Origin of the sequence: Streptomyces sp. SID5910 (genome assembly GCF_009862125.1) — a bacterium.
Classification (GTDB): domain Bacteria; phylum Actinomycetota; class Actinomycetes; order Streptomycetales; family Streptomycetaceae; genus Streptomyces.
This window is the reverse complement of the sequence record NZ_WWHX01000370.1, coordinates 1-15,037: the sequence shown is the minus strand read 5'-3', so window position 1 is coordinate 15,037 and position 15,037 is coordinate 1. Positions and strand designations below refer to the sequence as shown.

Sequence of the window (15,037 nt, the reverse complement as noted above, 5' to 3'; positions counted from 1 at the left end):
TTAGCCCGCCCCCGCGAGGAGGAGGGAGAGTATGACGGCGAAGGACAGCACCCCGCCGTTCTTCAGCATGGACAGGAACACGCCGCAGCCGACCAGGGCGAACAGCACGGCCGCCAGGGCCTGGCCGTCGACCCGGCCGGTCAGCAGCTTGCGCACCTCGTTCTCCTCCTCGTCCTCGTACGGGACGAAGAGCCAGGCGAAGCCGTAGAAGAGGAGGCCGAGGCCACCGGTCGCGGCCAGCACCACGAGCGTGATGCGGAAGATCACCGGGTCCATGTCGCACTGCCGCCCGAGCCCGGCGCACACCCCGGCGAGCGTCTTGTGCCGCCGGTCGCGGCGGAACCTGCGGGAAGGCTCCGGCGCGTCCGTGCCCACCGCACCGCCGCCCTCGGCCCCCGGGCCCGTCGCGGCATGCTCGTGATCTGTCATGGCTCCATGGTGACGGGCCCGGCGCCCCGGCGGCAGCCGTTACGACCCTGGTCGGACCCTGATATCGGCCCTGACGCGGCACCCGGGGAGCGTTCGAGGGGCCCGCGGGCCGAAGACCAGAGGTGTCGCCGAAGATCAGGGGAGTCGTCGAAGATCAGGGGAGTCTTAGGGACCGACCCTGATGCTCCGCCTCGGCCCGTCGTGTGACCATCGGTGGCATGCCGGACGCCGCAGCACCTCCCGTTGTCGAACCGCGGCCGCCGCGCAAGCTCTACCGCAGCAGCGACGGACGCTGGCTCGGTGGCGTGGCGCGGGGGCTCGCCGGGCATCTCGGGCTGCCCGTCATCTGGGTGCGGCTGGTCTTCGTCGGCCTGTTCATGGCCGACGGCCTCGGTGCGCTGCTCTACGCGGCCTTCTGGTTCTTCGTGCCCCTCGGCGTCGGCGGCGTCGACGCGCAGAAGCCGCCGTCCCTGGTGACGGCCGAGACCTCGCCGGACGGCCGGCGAAGACTCGTCGCCCGCAAGCCGGACAGGGGCCAGATCGTCGCCCTGCTCCTCATGGTCGTCGTGGCCATGGTCTTCGTGGGCAACGTGAATCTCGGCAACGGCGCCAAGGCCTACCTGTGGCCCATCGTGCTCGTCGGCGCGGGCGTCGCCCTCGTCTGGCGCCAGGCGGACAACGCCCGCCGGGCCCGCTGGGCCGAGGTCGGCCGCGACCGGCGCACCGTCACGCTGCTGCGCTCGGTGGCGGGCGTCCTGCTGGTGACGGCCGGTGTCTCCGCGATCTTCGTGCTGCAAGGCTCGGCCGCCCACCTCGGCTCGGTGCTCCAGGCCGCCCTCGCCGTCCTCGTCGGCATAACGCTCCTCGCCGGCCCCTACCTGGTGCGCATGACGCAGGACCTGTCCGAGGAGCGGCTGATGCGCATCCGCGCCCAGGAGCGCGCCGAGGTCGCCGCCCACGTCCACGACTCGGTGCTGCACACCCTCACCCTGATCCAGCGCAACGCGGAGAACGCGGGCGAGGTGCGCCGCCTGGCCCGCGCCCAGGAGCGCGACCTGAGGGCCTGGCTCTACAAGCCCGAGGGCAACGGCAAGGACGAGGACGACGAACCCACCACCCTCGCCGAGGCGGTCAAGCGCAACGCCGCGGAGGTCGAGGACAAGCACGGTGTGCCCATCGAGGTCGTCGTCGTCGGCGACTGCCCGCTCGACGAGAGGATCGGCGCACAGATGCAGGCCGCACGCGAGGCTATGGTGAACGCCGCCAAGTACGGTGGCGAGGGCGGCGCGGTTCAGGTCTACGCCGAGGTCGAGGGCAGGACGGTCTTCGTGTCCGTGCGCGACCGCGGCCCCGGCTTCGACCTCGACTCGATACCCGCCGACCGCATGGGCGTCAGAGAATCGATCATCGGCCGCATGGAGCGCAACGGCGGCACGGCGCGGCTGCGCGCGGTGCCGGACGGCGGCACGGAGGTCGAGCTGGAGATGGAGAGGGCGGAGAAGACGTCATGAGCGACCCGACCGAAGGCAACGGAACGGCGGGACCGGCGGACGCGGGCGCGGGGGAGCGCCGGGTGCGTGTGGTCCTCGTCGACGACCACCGCATGTTCCGCACCGGCGTCCAGGCCGAGATCGGCCAGACCGCCGAGACGGGCGTCGAGGTCGTCGGAGAGGCCGCCGACGTCGACCAGGCCGTCACCGTCATCACCGCGACCCGGCCCGAGGTGGTCCTCCTCGACGTCCACCTCCCCGGCGGCGGCGGCGTCGAGGTCCTGCGCCGCTGCGCCCCCTTGATGGCCGACCCCGAGCGGCCCGTCCGCTTCCTCGCCCTGTCCGTCTCGGACGCCGCCGAGGACGTGATCGGCGTGATCCGCGGCGGTGCGCGCGGCTACGTCACCAAGACGATCACCGGTGCGGACCTGATCAACTCCGTCTTCCGCGTCCAGGAGGGCGACGCCGTCTTCTCCCCGCGCCTGGCCGGCTTCGTCCTCGACGCCTTCGCCTCCACCGACGCCCCGCCGGTCGACGAGGACCTCGACCGCCTCACCCAGCGCGAGCGCGAGGTCCTGCGCCTGATCGCCCGCGGCTACGCGTACAAGGAGATCGCCAAGCAGCTGTACATCTCCGTCAAGACGGTCGAGTCCCACGTCTCCGCGGTGCTGCGCAAGCTCCAGCTCTCCAACCGCCACGAACTGACCCGCTGGGCGACGGCACGGCGACTGGTCTGAGGGGCCCGGGTCACAGTTCGAACCAGACCTCCTTGCCGATGCCGCAGGCCCTTCGCCGTGCGCCCCAGTCCGCCGCCAGCACCGCCACCAGGGCGAGGCCACGGCCCGACTCGTCGTCCGGGCGGGCCGTGGCGGGCACCGGCAGCACCTCGGAGGCGTCCGTCACCGTGACCCGGAGTCGGTCCTCCGTCACTTCGCAGCGGGCCCAGATCTCGCGGCCTGGGGCCTTCGCATGGCGGTACGCGTTCGTCATCAGCTCGCTCAGGAGCAGTTCCGCCGTGTCCGTCACGTTCTGCGGCAGTTCCCACGACGCCGCCTGCTCGCGGAACAGGGTGCGGGCCCGGCCGACACTGCGCGCATGCCGGGGCAGCCGCCACTCGATGTCCTTCGGGGCGGTCGTGGGAGGCGGCGGCCACGGGGTCTGCATGCGCTGTTCATCCCTTGCGTCGATGTTTCGCGGTTGACGGGATCACCGTCCCGGCTCGCGCGTAGCCTCACGAGTGACGGAGGGGGTACAGCGCGTGGCTGTACCCCGCGTGGACCCGGGGGAGGTTGCGTGGCGACCGAGGTGAACTCCCAGCCGCCGATCGCGTGGCGGTACTGCGGCAGCCAGATCAAGATGTGGCGCGCGGAGGCGGGCGTCGGCCGGGAGGCGCTGGCGAAGGAGGCCGGTTACGACTACGAGTACGTCAAGTCGATGGAGAACGGCCGCCGACGTCCCACCTTGCGGTTACTCCAGATCGCGGACCAGGTGTGCGGGGCGGGCGGAAAGCTCGTCGCTGCGCAGGAGTACCTGAAGCCGGAGCCGTTCCCGGCGCGGTCGCAGGAGTTCATGGCCATCGAGGCGGAGGCGATCAGCGTCTCCTGCTACGAGCCGCTGCTGATCCCGGGCTTGTTGCAGACGGAGGAGTACGCGCGTGCGTTGATCGGGGCCAGCTGTCCGCCGCTCGATGACGAGACGGTCGCCGAACGGGTAGCGGCCAGGCTTCGGCGCCAAGAGGCGCTGGCCCGGCGGATCAGCGTGCTCTACGGCTTCGTGATCTACGAGGCCGCGCTACGGACGGAAGTCGGCGGCAAGCAGGTCATGCAGGCTCAACTTGAGCATCTGCGGGAGGTCGGCCGAAGCCGCAACGTTTCGGTGCAGGTGCTCCCGATCGGCCGGTGCACTGGTGTCGCCCTCGCCGGTCCCATCGTCTTGCTGGAAACGCCTGAGCACGACATGTTGGCCTATATCGAAGCGCCAGAGGTCAGCGTGCTGCACGCCAGTCTGGGCAAGGTGAGTGCGTTGAACCAGCGGCATGCCATGATCCGCATGCACGCCCTCAGTATTGAGGAGTCAGCCGAGTTCATCAGAAAGGTGGCGGAGGAGCCGTGAGCGACAGCCTGGCGTGGTTCAAGTCGAGCTACAGCGACGATCAGGGCGGCAACTGCCTCGAAGTCGCCCTCGACTGGTTCAAGTCCAGCCACAGCGACAGCGAGGGCAGCAACTGCGTCGAGGTCGCTCCCTGCCCCCACACCGTGCACGTCCGGGACTCGAAGCTCGGCCCCGACAGCCCCCGGTTCGCCGTCGCCGGGGACTCCTGGACGGCGTTCGTCGCCTACGCCCGCGGCTGAGCCTCGCTCACACCACCCGCGCCGCCCCCGCGAACGGCATCTCGTCGACGGGGGCGAGGCGGACCGGGGCCGACGGGTTCGGGGCGTGGATCATCTGGCCGTTGCCGACGTAGATGCCGACATGGCTGATCCCGGAGTAGAAGAAGACCAGGTCCCCGGGAGCGAGTTCGGAGCGTGAGACGCGCCGCCCCGCGCCGATCTGGGCGTAGGTCGTACGAGGCAGGGCGACACCCGCGGAGCGATACGCGGCCTGGGTCAGGCCCGAGCAGTCGAAGGCGTTCGGGCCGGTCGCACCCCACACGTAAGGGCTGCCGAGCTTCTGGTAGGCGTACGCCACGGCCGCCGCGGCCCGCGAGTTCGGCGCCTCGGCGGACGCCGACAGGACCTCGCGGGCACCCGCGGAGCGCGTGGCGGCGCGCGGCGCGCGTTCCTCGGCCGTCAGCCCGGACAACAGGCGCCGCGCCGCGTCCAGCTTGTCGGTGACGGTCTTGCGGTGTTTCTTCAGCTCGGCCTGCCGTGAGACCAGCGCGGCCCGCTCGATCCGCGCGGCGCCCCGCAGTTGCTCGACGTCCCGGAGTTCCTTGCGCGCCCGGCCGACGGCCGCCGTCTGCCGGCTGCCCACCCGCTGCACGAACTCGGCGCCCTCCAGATACCGGTCGGGGTCCGAGGAGAGCGCGAGCTGGAGGGCCGGGTCGAGGCCCCCGCCGCGGTACTGCGCCGCCGCGACCGAGCCCAGCGTCTCCCGCGTCGCGTTCAGCCGGTCCTCCTTGCGGGCCACCTCGTCCCGCAGGTCCTCCAGGCGCTGCTCGGCGGCGTCGGCCTTCTCCTTCGCGCCGTTGTACTTCTCGGTGGCGACCTCCGCCTCCTGGTACAGCTTGTCGACCTGCGCCCTGACCTGCGCCGGGGTCTGCTGCGGGTCGGCGTGCCCGGTACCGCTCAGCCCGGCCGCGCCGGCCGCGCCCGCGAGGGTGACCGTGACGGCGGTGCGGGCGGCCGTCCCGCCGCCCCCGAGCCGTCTCCGTGGCCTGCGATGCGCTGCCACCAGGGATCCCCGTCCTTCCGTACCGTGCGCCGGCCGCTGCTCGGACCGGTCGTCTGCGGAAGGACGCTAGGCCGGTGGGTAACGAGCAGGTGACGGAATGCGCGGAACTGGCGATACCGGACCGGCGTGCGACCGTAGGTGACCGCGGGCCGGGCGGGAGGCCGTCGTCTTCACGCAGGGTGATGACCGAAGTGCCGGATCGGGGACATGTGGGGACGATGAGCTGCTATGGGGCGCATAAATGCATCCGAGTCCGCCCGGGCCGGACGGGCCGGTGTCGGAGCGTGTCCGGCCGCTGATTAGGCTCCGGCCTCATGGACGTACTCATCCACCTCTTCGTCGGTCTGCACATCGTCGGCATCGCGGCCCTGCTCGGGGGCTTCCTGACCCAGATGAAGGCGATGGGCCAGGGCACCGCCCGCTTCACCCCGGCCATGCTGCACGGCGCGCTGACGATGCTGGTCACCGGAGCGGTCCTGGTCGGCCTCAACCAGGCCCAGGACTACTCCGTCGACAACGTCAAGATCGGCGTGAAGCTGGCCGTGCTGATCGTGATCCTCGGCCTCGTCTACGTGAAGCGCGACGACGAGAAGGTGGACAAGCCGCTGTTCGGCCTGGTCGGCCTGCTGACCCTGGTCAACATCTTCATCGCGGTGCTGTGGACCTGACGTCCGCCGTCCGCCCCGCGGCGGACCGCAGCCCGGCCCGGGCCGAGGCGACCGCCCCCACCGCGACCGCCAGCCACGCGGCCACCGCGATCCACACCAGGGCCTGACCGAGCCCCTCCAGCCATGAGGCGTCCACGACGGCGGCGACGGACAGCGTCGCCGCCGCGGTCATGCCGAGGGGGAACACGGTCGACCAGCGGCGCACGTCGTAGCGCAGGCGGGGCCACACGAACTCGGCGACCATGAGGACGGCGTACCAGGCGAGGTCGAGCACCAGCAGGACGACGGTCGCGTCGTGCAGCACGGCACCGACGTCGTCGTTCCACAGGTACATCCCGGTGTCGGCCGCGGCGAGCAGCCTGGCCCCCGCGAGTGCCGAGATCGCGAGCGCGCCGCCCGCGACCCAGTGGTCCCCGGCGCCGCGGGCCACCTGCCGCGGGTCGAAGCGGAACAGCGCGACGGCGTAGAGCACCAGCCCCAGCCAGAACGGCACCAGCGCCACGTGCGCGAGCCAGGCCGTCGAGGTGGCCGCCGCCAGTGTGGCCGCCAGCACGGCCAGCCCCTCCGTCGCCACGCAGCCGAGGAACACCGCCCCGGGCATCCGCCGCTCCCAGTGCCGCACGACCACCAGCAGCAGCCCCGGCCACAGCAGCGCGGCCAGCGCCAGCAGGGCCCCCGCCAGGGCCGTCCAGCCGAGCACCGCGAACCGCGTGCCGACCACCGCCGTCGCGGCGACCGCGGTGAGCGCGGCCGGCGTCCCCGCCTGCGTCACCCACCCCGCCCGGTCGGACAGCAGCAGCGAGACGAAGTCCGCCGCGAGCGCCAGCCACGCGGCGCAGGCCAGCACCAGGATGACGCGGGACAGCAGCTCGTGGCCCGTCAGGTGCAGGCCGACCGACAGGATGCCGGTCGCCATCACCGCGGCCCCGGCCGCCGGCGGACGCTGCGCCCACCAGGCGCGCAGAGGGTGACTAGTGCCCGATGACATGGGTCGATGCTAGAGAGCACCGCCCGTCAGGCCGGGCGCACCACGCTGTGGATCGACGACTCGCCGTCGTAGTACACCGACTCCTCGCGGACGTACGCGCCCGGCTTCGGGGCGTGGATCATCATGCCGTCGCCGATGTAGATGCCGACGTGGCTGATGTCGTCGTAGAAGAAGACCAGGTCACCGGGTTGCGCCTGGGCGATGGAGACCGTCGTGCCGGCGTCGACCTGGTCGTAGGTGGTGCGCGGCAGCGTCACGCCCGCGGCCTTCCAGGCGGCCTGGGTGAGGCCGGAGCAGTCGTAGGAGTCGGGGCCGGTCGCGCCCCAGACGTACGGCTTGCCGATCTGGGCGCGGGCGAAGGCGAGCGTCTTGTCGGCCTTGGTGCCGTACGAGGGGTCGGGCGTGGAGGAACCGGTGCCCGTGCCGCCGCCGGTCGATCCGGTCGATCCGGTCGAACCGGTGGAGCCCGTCGAGGTGTCGTTCTGCTGGGCGGCCTGCTCCTGCCGCTCCCGCTCCTCGGCCTGCTGCCGGGCGAGCTCGGCGGCCTTGCGTTCGGCCTCCTCCTGCTTCTTCTTCTCGATCGCCGCGAGCCGCGCCTTCTCCTCGGCCGTCAGCGTCGACAGCAGCTCCCGCGCGTCGGCGAGCTTCGTCTGGACGGTGGCCTTGGCCTTCTTCAGGTCCTCCTGCGAGCCGGTGAGCGTCTCCAGGCTCTCCGTGGCCTGCCGGCGCTTCTCCATCGTCTCGGACTGCTGGGTGACGTAGTCGTCGACCGCCTCCTTCTGGCGGCCGGTGAGCCGGGTCATCAGCTGGCTCTGGTCGACGTAGTCCTGCGGTGAGTCCGCGAGCAGGAAGGTCGCGGCCGACGGGACCAGGCCGCCCGTGCGGTACTGCGCGGAGGCGTAGGAGCCCAGCTGGTCGCGGGCCTCGTTGAGCTTCTGGGTGCGCTTCGCGACGTCGTCGAGGAGGGTGTCGACGCGCTCGCGCTGCTTCGCGGTCCTCTCCTTCGCCGCGTTGTACTTCTCGGTCGCCGACCCGGCCTGGCGGTAGAGGTCGTCGACCTTCTTCTCGACCTCTTCGAGGGTCGGCCGGTCGTCCGACGGGGTGGCGTCGGCCGTCTGGGACAGCAGGGCGACGGAGGTGAGGGCCGCCGTGGCGAGGGCGGGGGTCCGTATGCCTGCGACGCGCGAACCGGTGGGACGCGACTTGCGGTGCGACGCCAAGGGAGGCGACTCCTTCCGTGCTCCGCCTACCGGGTTAGCTGTCGGGTTCGGGCGGTGTGGCTCGGAAGGTGTGCCCTACGGCGCCGCCCCCGTCGAGGGCGGGTGGCCGATTCACCCCAGGAATTCGGTTGGGTCCCCGGCTCCGTGTGCCGTACGGCACACCGGACTCGGCGGAGGCCGCGCGTCCCGGCGACGTTCGCCGGAGGGGGCGTGCGACCTGCCCCGCACCGTAGCCAACTCGTGTGGCGCCTGGGAAGGTTGCCGGGTGATATGCCCGATACATTTTCGTGACCTTCGGTGGGGAGGTCACCGCCTGTGATAGAGCCTGCTCCGAGAGTCCCGATCTCCGGATTCCCGGCCGATTTCCGGGGTGGCGGCCGGTTGTCGGTGGGGCGCCCTAGACTCGGAGAGCGATGAGCAGCCTCTTTGACGAAAGCTTCCTGGCGAGCCTCCAGACCCCGCGCGGTCACGAGGAGGAACCCCCGCCACCGCCCGAGGACGATCACGGACCGGAGCCCGTTCCGCACGATCTGTTCGGCGGGAAGTTCGACGCGCCGCCGGACCGTGACACCCACTACCGGGACGGCGCCCCGCGCCCCGCCCTGGACCCGGCCGCCCTGCTGGAGGGGCTGAACGAGAACCAGCGCGCCGCCGTCGTCCACTCCGGCTCCCCGCTGCTCATCGTGGCCGGCGCCGGCTCCGGCAAGACCCGCGTGCTCACCCACCGCATCGCCCACCTGCTGGGCGAGCGGGGCGTCCACCCCGGGCAGATCCTCGCGATCACCTTCACCAACAAGGCCGCGGGCGAGATGAAGGAGCGCGTCGAGCAGCTGGTCGGCCCGCGCGCCAACGCGATGTGGGTCATGACGTTCCACAGCGCGTGCGTCCGCATCCTGCGCCGCGAGTCCAAGAAGCTCGGCTTCACGTCGTCGTTCTCGATCTACGACGCCGCCGACTCCAAGCGCCTGATGGCCCTGGTCTGCCGCGACCTGGACCTCGACCCCAAGCGCTTCCCGCCCAAGTCCTTCAGCGCCAAGATCAGCAACCTGAAGAACGAGCTGATCGACGAGGAGGACTTCGCCGCCCAGGCCGCCGACGGTTTCGAGAAGACCCTCGCCCAGGCCTACGCCATGTACCAGTCGCGGCTGCGCGAGGCCAACGCCCTCGACTTCGACGACCTGATCATGACGACGGTCAATCTGCTCCGCGCCTTCCCGGACGTCGCCGAGCACTACCGCCGCCGCTTCCGGCACGTCCTGGTCGACGAGTACCAGGACACCAACCACGCCCAGTACGCCCTGGTGCGCGAGCTGGTCGGCGGGGCTTCGGAACACCCTGTCGACGTGCCGCCCGAGGCCGAGGTCCCGCCCGCCGAGCTGTGCGTCGTGGGCGACGCCGACCAGTCGATCTACGCCTTCCGCGGCGCCACCATCCGCAACATCCTCCAGTTCGAGGAGGACTACCCGGACGCGACGACGATCCTCCTGGAGCAGAACTACCGCTCCACCCAGACGATCCTCAGCGCGGCCAACGCGGTCATCGAGCGCAACGAGTCCCGCCGCCCCAAGAACCTGTGGACCAACGCGGGCGCCGGCTCGCAGATCACCGGGTACGTCGCCGACACCGAGCACGACGAGGCCCAGTTCGTCGCCGACGAGATAGACCGCCTCACCGACGCGGGCGAGGCGAAGGCCGGCGACGTCGCCGTCTTCTACCGCACCAACGCCCAGTCCCGTGTCTTCGAGGAAGTCTTCATCCGCACCGGCCTGCCCTACAAGGTCGTCGGCGGCGTCCGCTTCTACGAGCGCAAGGAGGTCCGGGACGTCCTGGCCTACCTGCGCGTCCTCGCCAACCCCGAGGACTCGGTGCCGCTGCGCCGCATCCTCAACGTCCCCAAGCGCGGCATCGGCGACCGCGCCGAGGCGATGATCGACGCCCTCTCCCAGCGGGAGAAGATCAGCTTCCCGCAGGCCCTGCGCCGCGTGGACGAGGCGTACGGCATGGCCGCCCGGTCGTCCAACGCCGTCAAGCGCTTCAACACCCTCATGGAGGACCTGCGCACGGTCGTGGAGTCCGGCGCCGGACCGGCCACCGTCCTGGAGGCCATCCTCGAACGCACCGGCTACCTCGCCGAGTTGCAGTCCTCCACCGACCCGCAGGACGAGACCCGCATCGAGAACCTTCAGGAACTCGCCGCCGTCGCCCTGGAGTTCGAACAGGAGCGCGCCGAGGCCGAGGGGGAGAGCGGCGGCACGCTGGCCGACTTCCTGGAGCGGGTCGCGCTGGTCGCCGACTCCGACCAGATCCCCGACGAAGAGGACGGCGACGGCGTCGTCACCCTGATGACCCTGCACACCGCCAAGGGCCTGGAGTTCCCGGTCGTCTTCCTCACCGGCATGGAGGACGGCGTCTTCCCGCACATGCGCGCCCTCGGCCAGGCCAAGGAGCTGGAGGAGGAGCGCCGCCTCGCCTACGTCGGCATCACGCGCGCCCGGGAGCGGCTGTACCTGACCCGGTCCACGCTGCGCAGTGCCTGGGGCCAGCCGTCGTACAACCCGCCCTCGCGCTTCCTGGAGGAGATCCCGGCGCCCCACCTGGAGTGGAAGCGCACCGGGGCGAACGGGCCCGCCCCCTCCGCGCCGGTCTCCGGAGTGGCGGCCTCGCTGTCGTCGTCCCGGTCCCGCTCCTCCGCGTCGGGCGCGTCCGGCTTCGCCACACGCCGGTCCTCCGAGAAGCCGACGGTCTCGCTCGCCATCGGCGACCGCGTCACGCACGACCAGTTCGGGCTCGGCACGGTCGTCGGGGTCAAGGGCACGGGAGGCAACGCCGAGGCGACGATCGACTTCGGGGACACCAAGCCGAAGCGGCTGCTGCTGCGGTACGCGCCGGTGGAGAAGCTCTGAGCCCGGGCTGAGCGCCGGACCGCCTGACGTCGACGTCAGGCGGTCACTGCGGGTCGAGGCCGTGGCTGCGCAGCCACGGCAGCGGGTCGATCGCCCCGCCGCCGGAGGGCCGCACCTCGAAGTGCAGGTGCGGTCCGGTCGAGTTCCCCGTGTCGCCGGAGAGCGCGATCGGATCGCCGGCCTTGACCTTGGCTCCGTAGGGAACCTGGTAACTGGAGAGGTGGCAGTACCAGGTCTCCGTGCCGTCCTTCGCGGTGAGGATCAGCATGTTCCCGTACGCCACGTTGTACTGCGTACGCACCGTGCCGTCGGTCGCCGCCATCACCTTCGTGCCGTACGACACGGGGAAGTCGATGCCGGTGTGCGCGGACATCCAGTTGATGCCGGCCTGGCCGTAGTAGGCGCTGAGCCCGTGCTGCTCGACCGGGATCGCGAACTTGGGACGCAGCCGCTCCTTGCGGGCCGCCTCCTCCGCCGCCCGCCTCTTCTCCGCCGCCTGCTCGGCCTTGAGGTCGATGCGCTCCTGCGTCCGGCTGGCCCGGTCGGCGAAGTCGTCGGCGCCGGCGGACAGGCTCGCGAGCTGCGTGTCCAGCTTGTTGTTGGCGGTGGACGGCTTCACCGGCGCGGCGCCCGCGTCCGCCGCCGACGCCGTGGTGTCCGCGCCGTCCTCGCCGCCCAGGCTGCCGACGGAGGCCGCGGCGATACCGGCGACGCTCATCACGCAGGCCGACGGCACGGCGATGGTCAGCAGCGCCGAGCGCTTGGCCGGCTGCCGCCGACGGGAACGCGCCCCGCCCCGGGAGGCGGTGCGCGCGGCGGGGACCCGGGGGGCCGGGACGACCTCTTCCTGGCCTTCAAGGAGAGTGGTCACGGCGGGCAGTTCGCCGGTGGCCGCCAACCCGTCGTCGTGCGGGGCCGGTTCCTCGGCGGTGGCGGCGGCCGGTGCGGGGTCCGGCGCGTCCGTTGTCACGTCCGTCGCGGTGGCCTGCGTCGCGTCGTCCTGTGTCGTGCCGTTCGAGTTCCACTGCGTGGCGTCGTAAGCGCCGGTGTCGAACGTCTCGGTGGCGAAGGTGCCCGCGGTGAAGGTCCCGGTGGTGAAGGTCTGGGTGCCCCACTCCCACTGCTGGGTCCCGTCGGCCGGGTTGCCGGACTGGTCGGGCTGGGCCCAGGCGGCCGTGTCCCACTGGCCCGTCGACTCGGCGCTCGTCGCCTGCGCCGGCACCACAGGCTGCCGGCCGAGGGCCGTCCACGTCGTCGTGTCGTAGGCGCCCGAGTCGTAGGCGGCGTGGTGCTGGGCCGCGTACGCGTCGTGGTGCGGCGTCTGGTGGCTGCCGGTCGCCCACTGGGTGGCGTCGTACGTGCCGGTGGCGGCGTAGGCGATGTCGTACGAGCCGGTGGTGTCGTAGCCGCCGGTGTTCTGGTCCGGGTGGCCGCCGAAGCTGCCGAAGAGCGGGTCCGCGGCGAAGGTCGCCGTGGCGTGGGGGCCGGTGGCGAAACCGGTGGCGTCGTAGCCGCCGTACGTGGTGAGGTCGCCGTACTGGGCTTCACCGGTGCCGTACGGCGCGTAGTGCGCCGGGTCGGCGTCGGAAGCCGAGGCCGGGGCGGTCATGCCCCCCGACGGGTGACGGTCGTTCACCAACTTCTCTTTCGCCTCGACAACAGGGCTGCCAGAGCAGTGCGGCGACTGTACCCGTCGGTATGCGGGCGCGACAATCTTCTGAAGGTTTCACCCACGCAGGAAACGGGCATTCGGCCGTGTTTTGGGGGACGGCGGGCGCGAGTTTGGTTTTGTGTTCGACGTTTGTTCGACGTCGGTCGGTGTGTCGCCGTGACATCTACCGTGGTGGTCACGGCCTTCCCGGCGGCCGATCGGGTGACGGCGCCGGGCTCAGGCGACGGTCAGGCCGCCGGAGTGGTCGCCGGCCGCCGCGCCCGCTCCCGGGCCGGGCGTGTCGAGCGCCTGCCGGATCCCGGTGGCCACGGCGGGGTGCACGGGCAGGGCCAGGTGGCCGATGCCGCTCACCCGGACGTTCTGCACGGTCAGGTCGGGATGGTCGAGACAGGCCGTCTCCAGCGGGTCCATCACCCGGTCCAGGTCGCTCCAGAAGCTGACGAACTGCGTGCGGCAGCCGGGCGCCGGCCGGGCCAGCTCCTCCAGCACCGCCGAACCGGGACGCATCTGGCGCACGATCGGGTGGGCGTTTGCCAGCGGCACCACCCGGGTGCCCGCGTGCGGCGTACCGAGCGTCACGAGCGTGCGGACCCGCAGGTCACCGCCGAGACGCTGCACGTAGTACCGGGCGATCAGCCCGCCGAGGCTGTGGCCGACCACGTCGACGCGGTCACTGCCCGTGCGCTCGCAGATCTCCTCGATGTGCCGGCCGAGCAGCTCGGCGGCACAGCGGATGTCGCAGGTCAGCGGCGAATAGTTCAACGACTCCACCTGCTGCCTGCCGTGCTGGGCCAGGCTGCGGCGCAGCAGGAGGAAGACCGAACGGTTGTCGATGAAGCCGTGCAGCAGGACGACCGGAGGGCTGGCGGGGGCCGGCAGCTTCGCGGTGGGCGCGGAGGAGGACTCCGGGTCCCGGGAGACCCCGCGGGCCGGCGCGGGGACGCACCGGCGCTCCTGGACGATGCCGGAGGGATAGAGGAGCAGATGTCCGGCGAGGATCGCGGCCTCCAGGGCCGTCGCCTTCAGGAGGGTCATGGACAGCCCCGTCACCCTGGCGGGAAGGCCGGCCAGACCGGAAAGGCCCGAGAAACCGGTGAGGGCCGACAGTCCCGGGAGCGCCGGAAGCGCCGGAAGTGGTGGAAGTGCTGGAATCGCCGGGAGAGCGGGCAGGAAACGCTGACAGAGCGGGAGAAGGGGCAGTGCTGCCGTCGTGACCTTCATGGGCCGACCTCCTGTCGGCACGCGGAGGAACGCCTCTGTCCCCGTGTGCCCTCGTGGAGAGCCGTGACACCAGTGATGGGTGGTGTTTGCGAGGTTTACGTAAACCAGTGTGTCAGTGCGGTGGGCTCTGTGCCCTTCGGTGCCGTTGGATACGGCGACGAGGCCCGCGGCTTTCCTGCCCTTGTCCTGCCCTCGCTGCGGCTCTCCGTGCGCGTGTTCACTCGGCGACCCTGCGGCGGTGCGCGGTGAACATGTCCCACCGTGTGATTTCCCCCTCTGTCTCCGCCGCGAAACTGCCGGTTGCGGGATGCGGGCGATAACGTTCGTTCACTTCCCCGGACGGCGTGGTGCGGGGTGCCCGTGTCGCGAGGGCGTGCATTTCACGCGCGCACCGTGCCCCTGTGTACGGGCATGGGTGATGTGTGCGGTACTTGTCGGTACGGATGGATGTAGTCGCTTCATGGAGGCAGTGATGGGTGTGGCAGCCGGTCCGATCCGCGTGGTGGTGGCCAAGCCGGGGCTCGACGGCCACGATCGCGGGGCCAAGGTGATCGCGCGGGCCCTGCGCGACGCCGGTATGGAGGTCATCTACACCGGCCTCCACCAGACACCCGAGCAGATCGTGGACACCGCGATCCAGGAGGACGCCGACGCGATCGGGCTGTCCATCCTCTCCGGTGCGCACAACACGCTCTTCGCCGCCGTGATCGACCTGCTTCGTGAGCGGGACGCGGCGGACATCCTGGTCTTCGGCGGCGGGATCATCCCCGAGGCGGACATCGCCCCGCTGAAGGAGAAGGGCGTCGCGGAGATCTTCACACCGGGTGCGACGACGGCGTCGATCGTGGACTGGGTCCGGACGAACGTACGGGAGCCTGCGGGGGCGTAGGCGCTCCGCTTGGCCGGCGGGGCGATGAGCGCGGGGGCGATGCCTTGACGAGGGCGCCTCGCCGCGGGCGCCTTGCCGGTCGGCGTTTCGCTGCCCCGGCGCGCGGCGGGGAGGGCGGCCCGGCGCGTGGCCCGGCGAGGGCGCACGGCGCGTGGCCTGGCGTG

At 71.5% G+C, this 15,037-nt stretch carries 13 protein-coding genes, 1 pseudogene and 1 riboswitch; of the genes and pseudogenes, 7 read left to right on the top strand and 7 right to left on the bottom strand.

Annotated features, from left to right (window positions below; genetic code table 11):
• Nucleotides 1-429 (bottom strand): annotated as a pseudogene (locus GTW67_RS12530) (PspC domain-containing protein); the annotation flags it as partial.
• Nucleotides 430-647: 218 nt separating this feature from the next.
• Between GTW67_RS12530 and GTW67_RS12525 the strand changes: the two are divergent.
• On the top strand, nt 648-1,940 hold the full coding sequence (locus tag GTW67_RS12525) for an ATP-binding protein (RefSeq protein ID WP_161164883.1): 1,293 nt from the start codon (nt 648-650) through the stop codon (nt 1,938-1,940).
• The gene (locus GTW67_RS12520) at nt 1,937-2,656 is read left to right on the top strand and encodes a LuxR C-terminal-related transcriptional regulator (RefSeq protein WP_161164882.1); all 720 of its coding nucleotides are present in this window, start codon (nt 1,937-1,939) and stop codon (nt 2,654-2,656) included. The genes GTW67_RS12525 and GTW67_RS12520 overlap by 4 nt, the downstream gene beginning before the upstream one ends.
• Before the next feature lie 10 nt (nt 2,657-2,666).
• On the opposite strand, the gene GTW67_RS12515 is transcribed toward GTW67_RS12520, so the two are convergent.
• The gene (locus GTW67_RS12515; RefSeq protein WP_161164881.1) at nt 2,667-3,083 is read right to left on the bottom strand and encodes an ATP-binding protein; all 417 of its coding nucleotides are present in this window, start codon (nt 3,081-3,083) and stop codon (nt 2,667-2,669) included.
• Between the two features lie 129 nt (nt 3,084-3,212).
• Here GTW67_RS12515 and GTW67_RS12510 point away from each other — a divergent pair, with 129 nt between their 5' ends.
• On the top strand, nt 3,213-4,031 hold the full coding sequence (locus GTW67_RS12510; protein WP_346010632.1) for a helix-turn-helix domain-containing protein: 819 nt from the start codon (nt 3,213-3,215) through the stop codon (nt 4,029-4,031).
• Nucleotides 4,028-4,270 carry a DUF397 domain-containing protein gene (locus tag GTW67_RS12505; RefSeq protein ID WP_161164880.1) on the top strand — a complete coding sequence of 81 codons (243 nt, stop codon included), beginning with the start codon at nt 4,028-4,030 and terminating at the stop codon, nt 4,268-4,270. Before GTW67_RS12510 ends, GTW67_RS12505 begins: the two co-directional genes overlap by 4 nt.
• A gap of 7 nt (nt 4,271-4,277) precedes the next feature.
• Here GTW67_RS12505 and GTW67_RS12500 read toward each other — a convergent pair whose 3' ends face one another.
• Nucleotides 4,278-5,312: an NlpC/P60 family protein gene (locus GTW67_RS12500; protein ID WP_161164879.1), complete on the bottom strand. Its 1,035-nt coding sequence runs from the start codon at nt 5,310-5,312 to the stop codon at nt 4,278-4,280.
• A 314-nt stretch (nt 5,313-5,626) separates the two neighbouring features.
• Here GTW67_RS12500 and GTW67_RS12495 point away from each other — a divergent pair, with 314 nt between their 5' ends.
• Nucleotides 5,627-5,980 carry a hypothetical protein gene (locus GTW67_RS12495; RefSeq protein WP_161164878.1) on the top strand — a complete coding sequence of 118 codons (354 nt, stop codon included), beginning with the start codon at nt 5,627-5,629 and terminating at the stop codon, nt 5,978-5,980.
• Here the strand turns inward: GTW67_RS12495 and GTW67_RS12490 are convergent.
• Together GTW67_RS12490 and GTW67_RS12485 are read right to left on the bottom strand one after the other, a co-directional pair.
• On the bottom strand, nt 5,958-6,968 hold the full coding sequence (locus GTW67_RS12490; protein WP_161164877.1) for a tellurite resistance/C4-dicarboxylate transporter family protein: 1,011 nt from the start codon (nt 6,966-6,968) through the stop codon (nt 5,958-5,960). The two genes, GTW67_RS12495 and GTW67_RS12490, sit on opposite strands and share 23 nt — an antisense overlap.
• Nucleotides 6,969-6,994: 26 nt before the next feature.
• Entirely contained in the window at nt 6,995-8,188 is a 1,194-nt protein-coding gene (locus GTW67_RS12485; protein WP_161164876.1) for a C40 family peptidase, read from the bottom strand.
• A gap of 8 nt (nt 8,189-8,196) precedes the next feature.
• Nucleotides 8,197-8,371: riboswitch (cyclic di-AMP (ydaO/yuaA leader) on the bottom strand.
• Between the two features lie 230 nt (nt 8,372-8,601).
• Here GTW67_RS12485 and pcrA point away from each other — a divergent pair.
• Nucleotides 8,602-11,091 (top strand): DNA helicase PcrA, encoded by a 2,490-nt coding sequence (gene pcrA / locus GTW67_RS12480; protein WP_161164875.1) that lies wholly within the window; start codon nt 8,602-8,604, stop codon nt 11,089-11,091.
• A gap of 43 nt (nt 11,092-11,134) precedes the next feature.
• Here the strand turns inward: pcrA and GTW67_RS12475 are convergent, their stop codons facing one another.
• Nucleotides 11,135-12,727: a peptidoglycan DD-metalloendopeptidase family protein gene (locus GTW67_RS12475; RefSeq protein WP_161164874.1), complete on the bottom strand. Its 1,593-nt coding sequence runs from the start codon at nt 12,725-12,727 to the stop codon at nt 11,135-11,137.
• Between the two features lie 252 nt (nt 12,728-12,979).
• Complete coding sequence (locus GTW67_RS12470; protein ID WP_524539771.1) at nt 12,980-13,798, bottom strand: esterase/lipase family protein; 819 nt, start codon at nt 13,796-13,798, stop codon at nt 12,980-12,982.
• Nucleotides 13,799-14,456: 658 nt separating this feature from the next.
• Here GTW67_RS12470 and icmB point away from each other — a divergent pair.
• Nucleotides 14,457-14,873 (top strand): coenzyme B12-dependent isobutyryl CoA mutase small subunit, encoded by a 417-nt coding sequence (icmB, locus tag GTW67_RS12465; RefSeq protein WP_161164872.1) that lies wholly within the window; start codon nt 14,457-14,459, stop codon nt 14,871-14,873.
• Nucleotides 14,874-15,037 lie beyond the last annotated feature (164 nt).

Excerpts from the sequence above, each read along its gene's own strand:
- GTW67_RS12525 (WP_161164883.1), top strand. The coding sequence starts at position 648 with ATGCCGGACGCCGCAGCACCTCCCGTTGTCGAACCGCGGCCGCCGCGC.
- GTW67_RS12520 (WP_161164882.1), top strand. The coding sequence starts at position 1,937 with ATGAGCGACCCGACCGAAGGCAACGGAACGGCGGGACCGGCGGACGCG.
- GTW67_RS12515 (WP_161164881.1), bottom strand. The coding sequence starts at position 3,083 with ATGCAGACCCCGTGGCCGCCGCCTCCCACGACCGCCCCGAAGGACATC.
- GTW67_RS12495 (WP_161164878.1), top strand. The coding sequence starts at position 5,627 with ATGGACGTACTCATCCACCTCTTCGTCGGTCTGCACATCGTCGGCATC.
- GTW67_RS12490 (WP_161164877.1), bottom strand. The coding sequence starts at position 6,968 with ATGTCATCGGGCACTAGTCACCCTCTGCGCGCCTGGTGGGCGCAGCGT.
- pcrA (WP_161164875.1), top strand. The coding sequence starts at position 8,602 with ATGAGCAGCCTCTTTGACGAAAGCTTCCTGGCGAGCCTCCAGACCCCG.
- GTW67_RS12470 (WP_524539771.1), bottom strand. The coding sequence starts at position 13,798 with ATGACCCTCCTGAAGGCGACGGCCCTGGAGGCCGCGATCCTCGCCGGA.
- icmB (WP_161164872.1), top strand. The coding sequence starts at position 14,457 with ATGGGTGTGGCAGCCGGTCCGATCCGCGTGGTGGTGGCCAAGCCGGGG.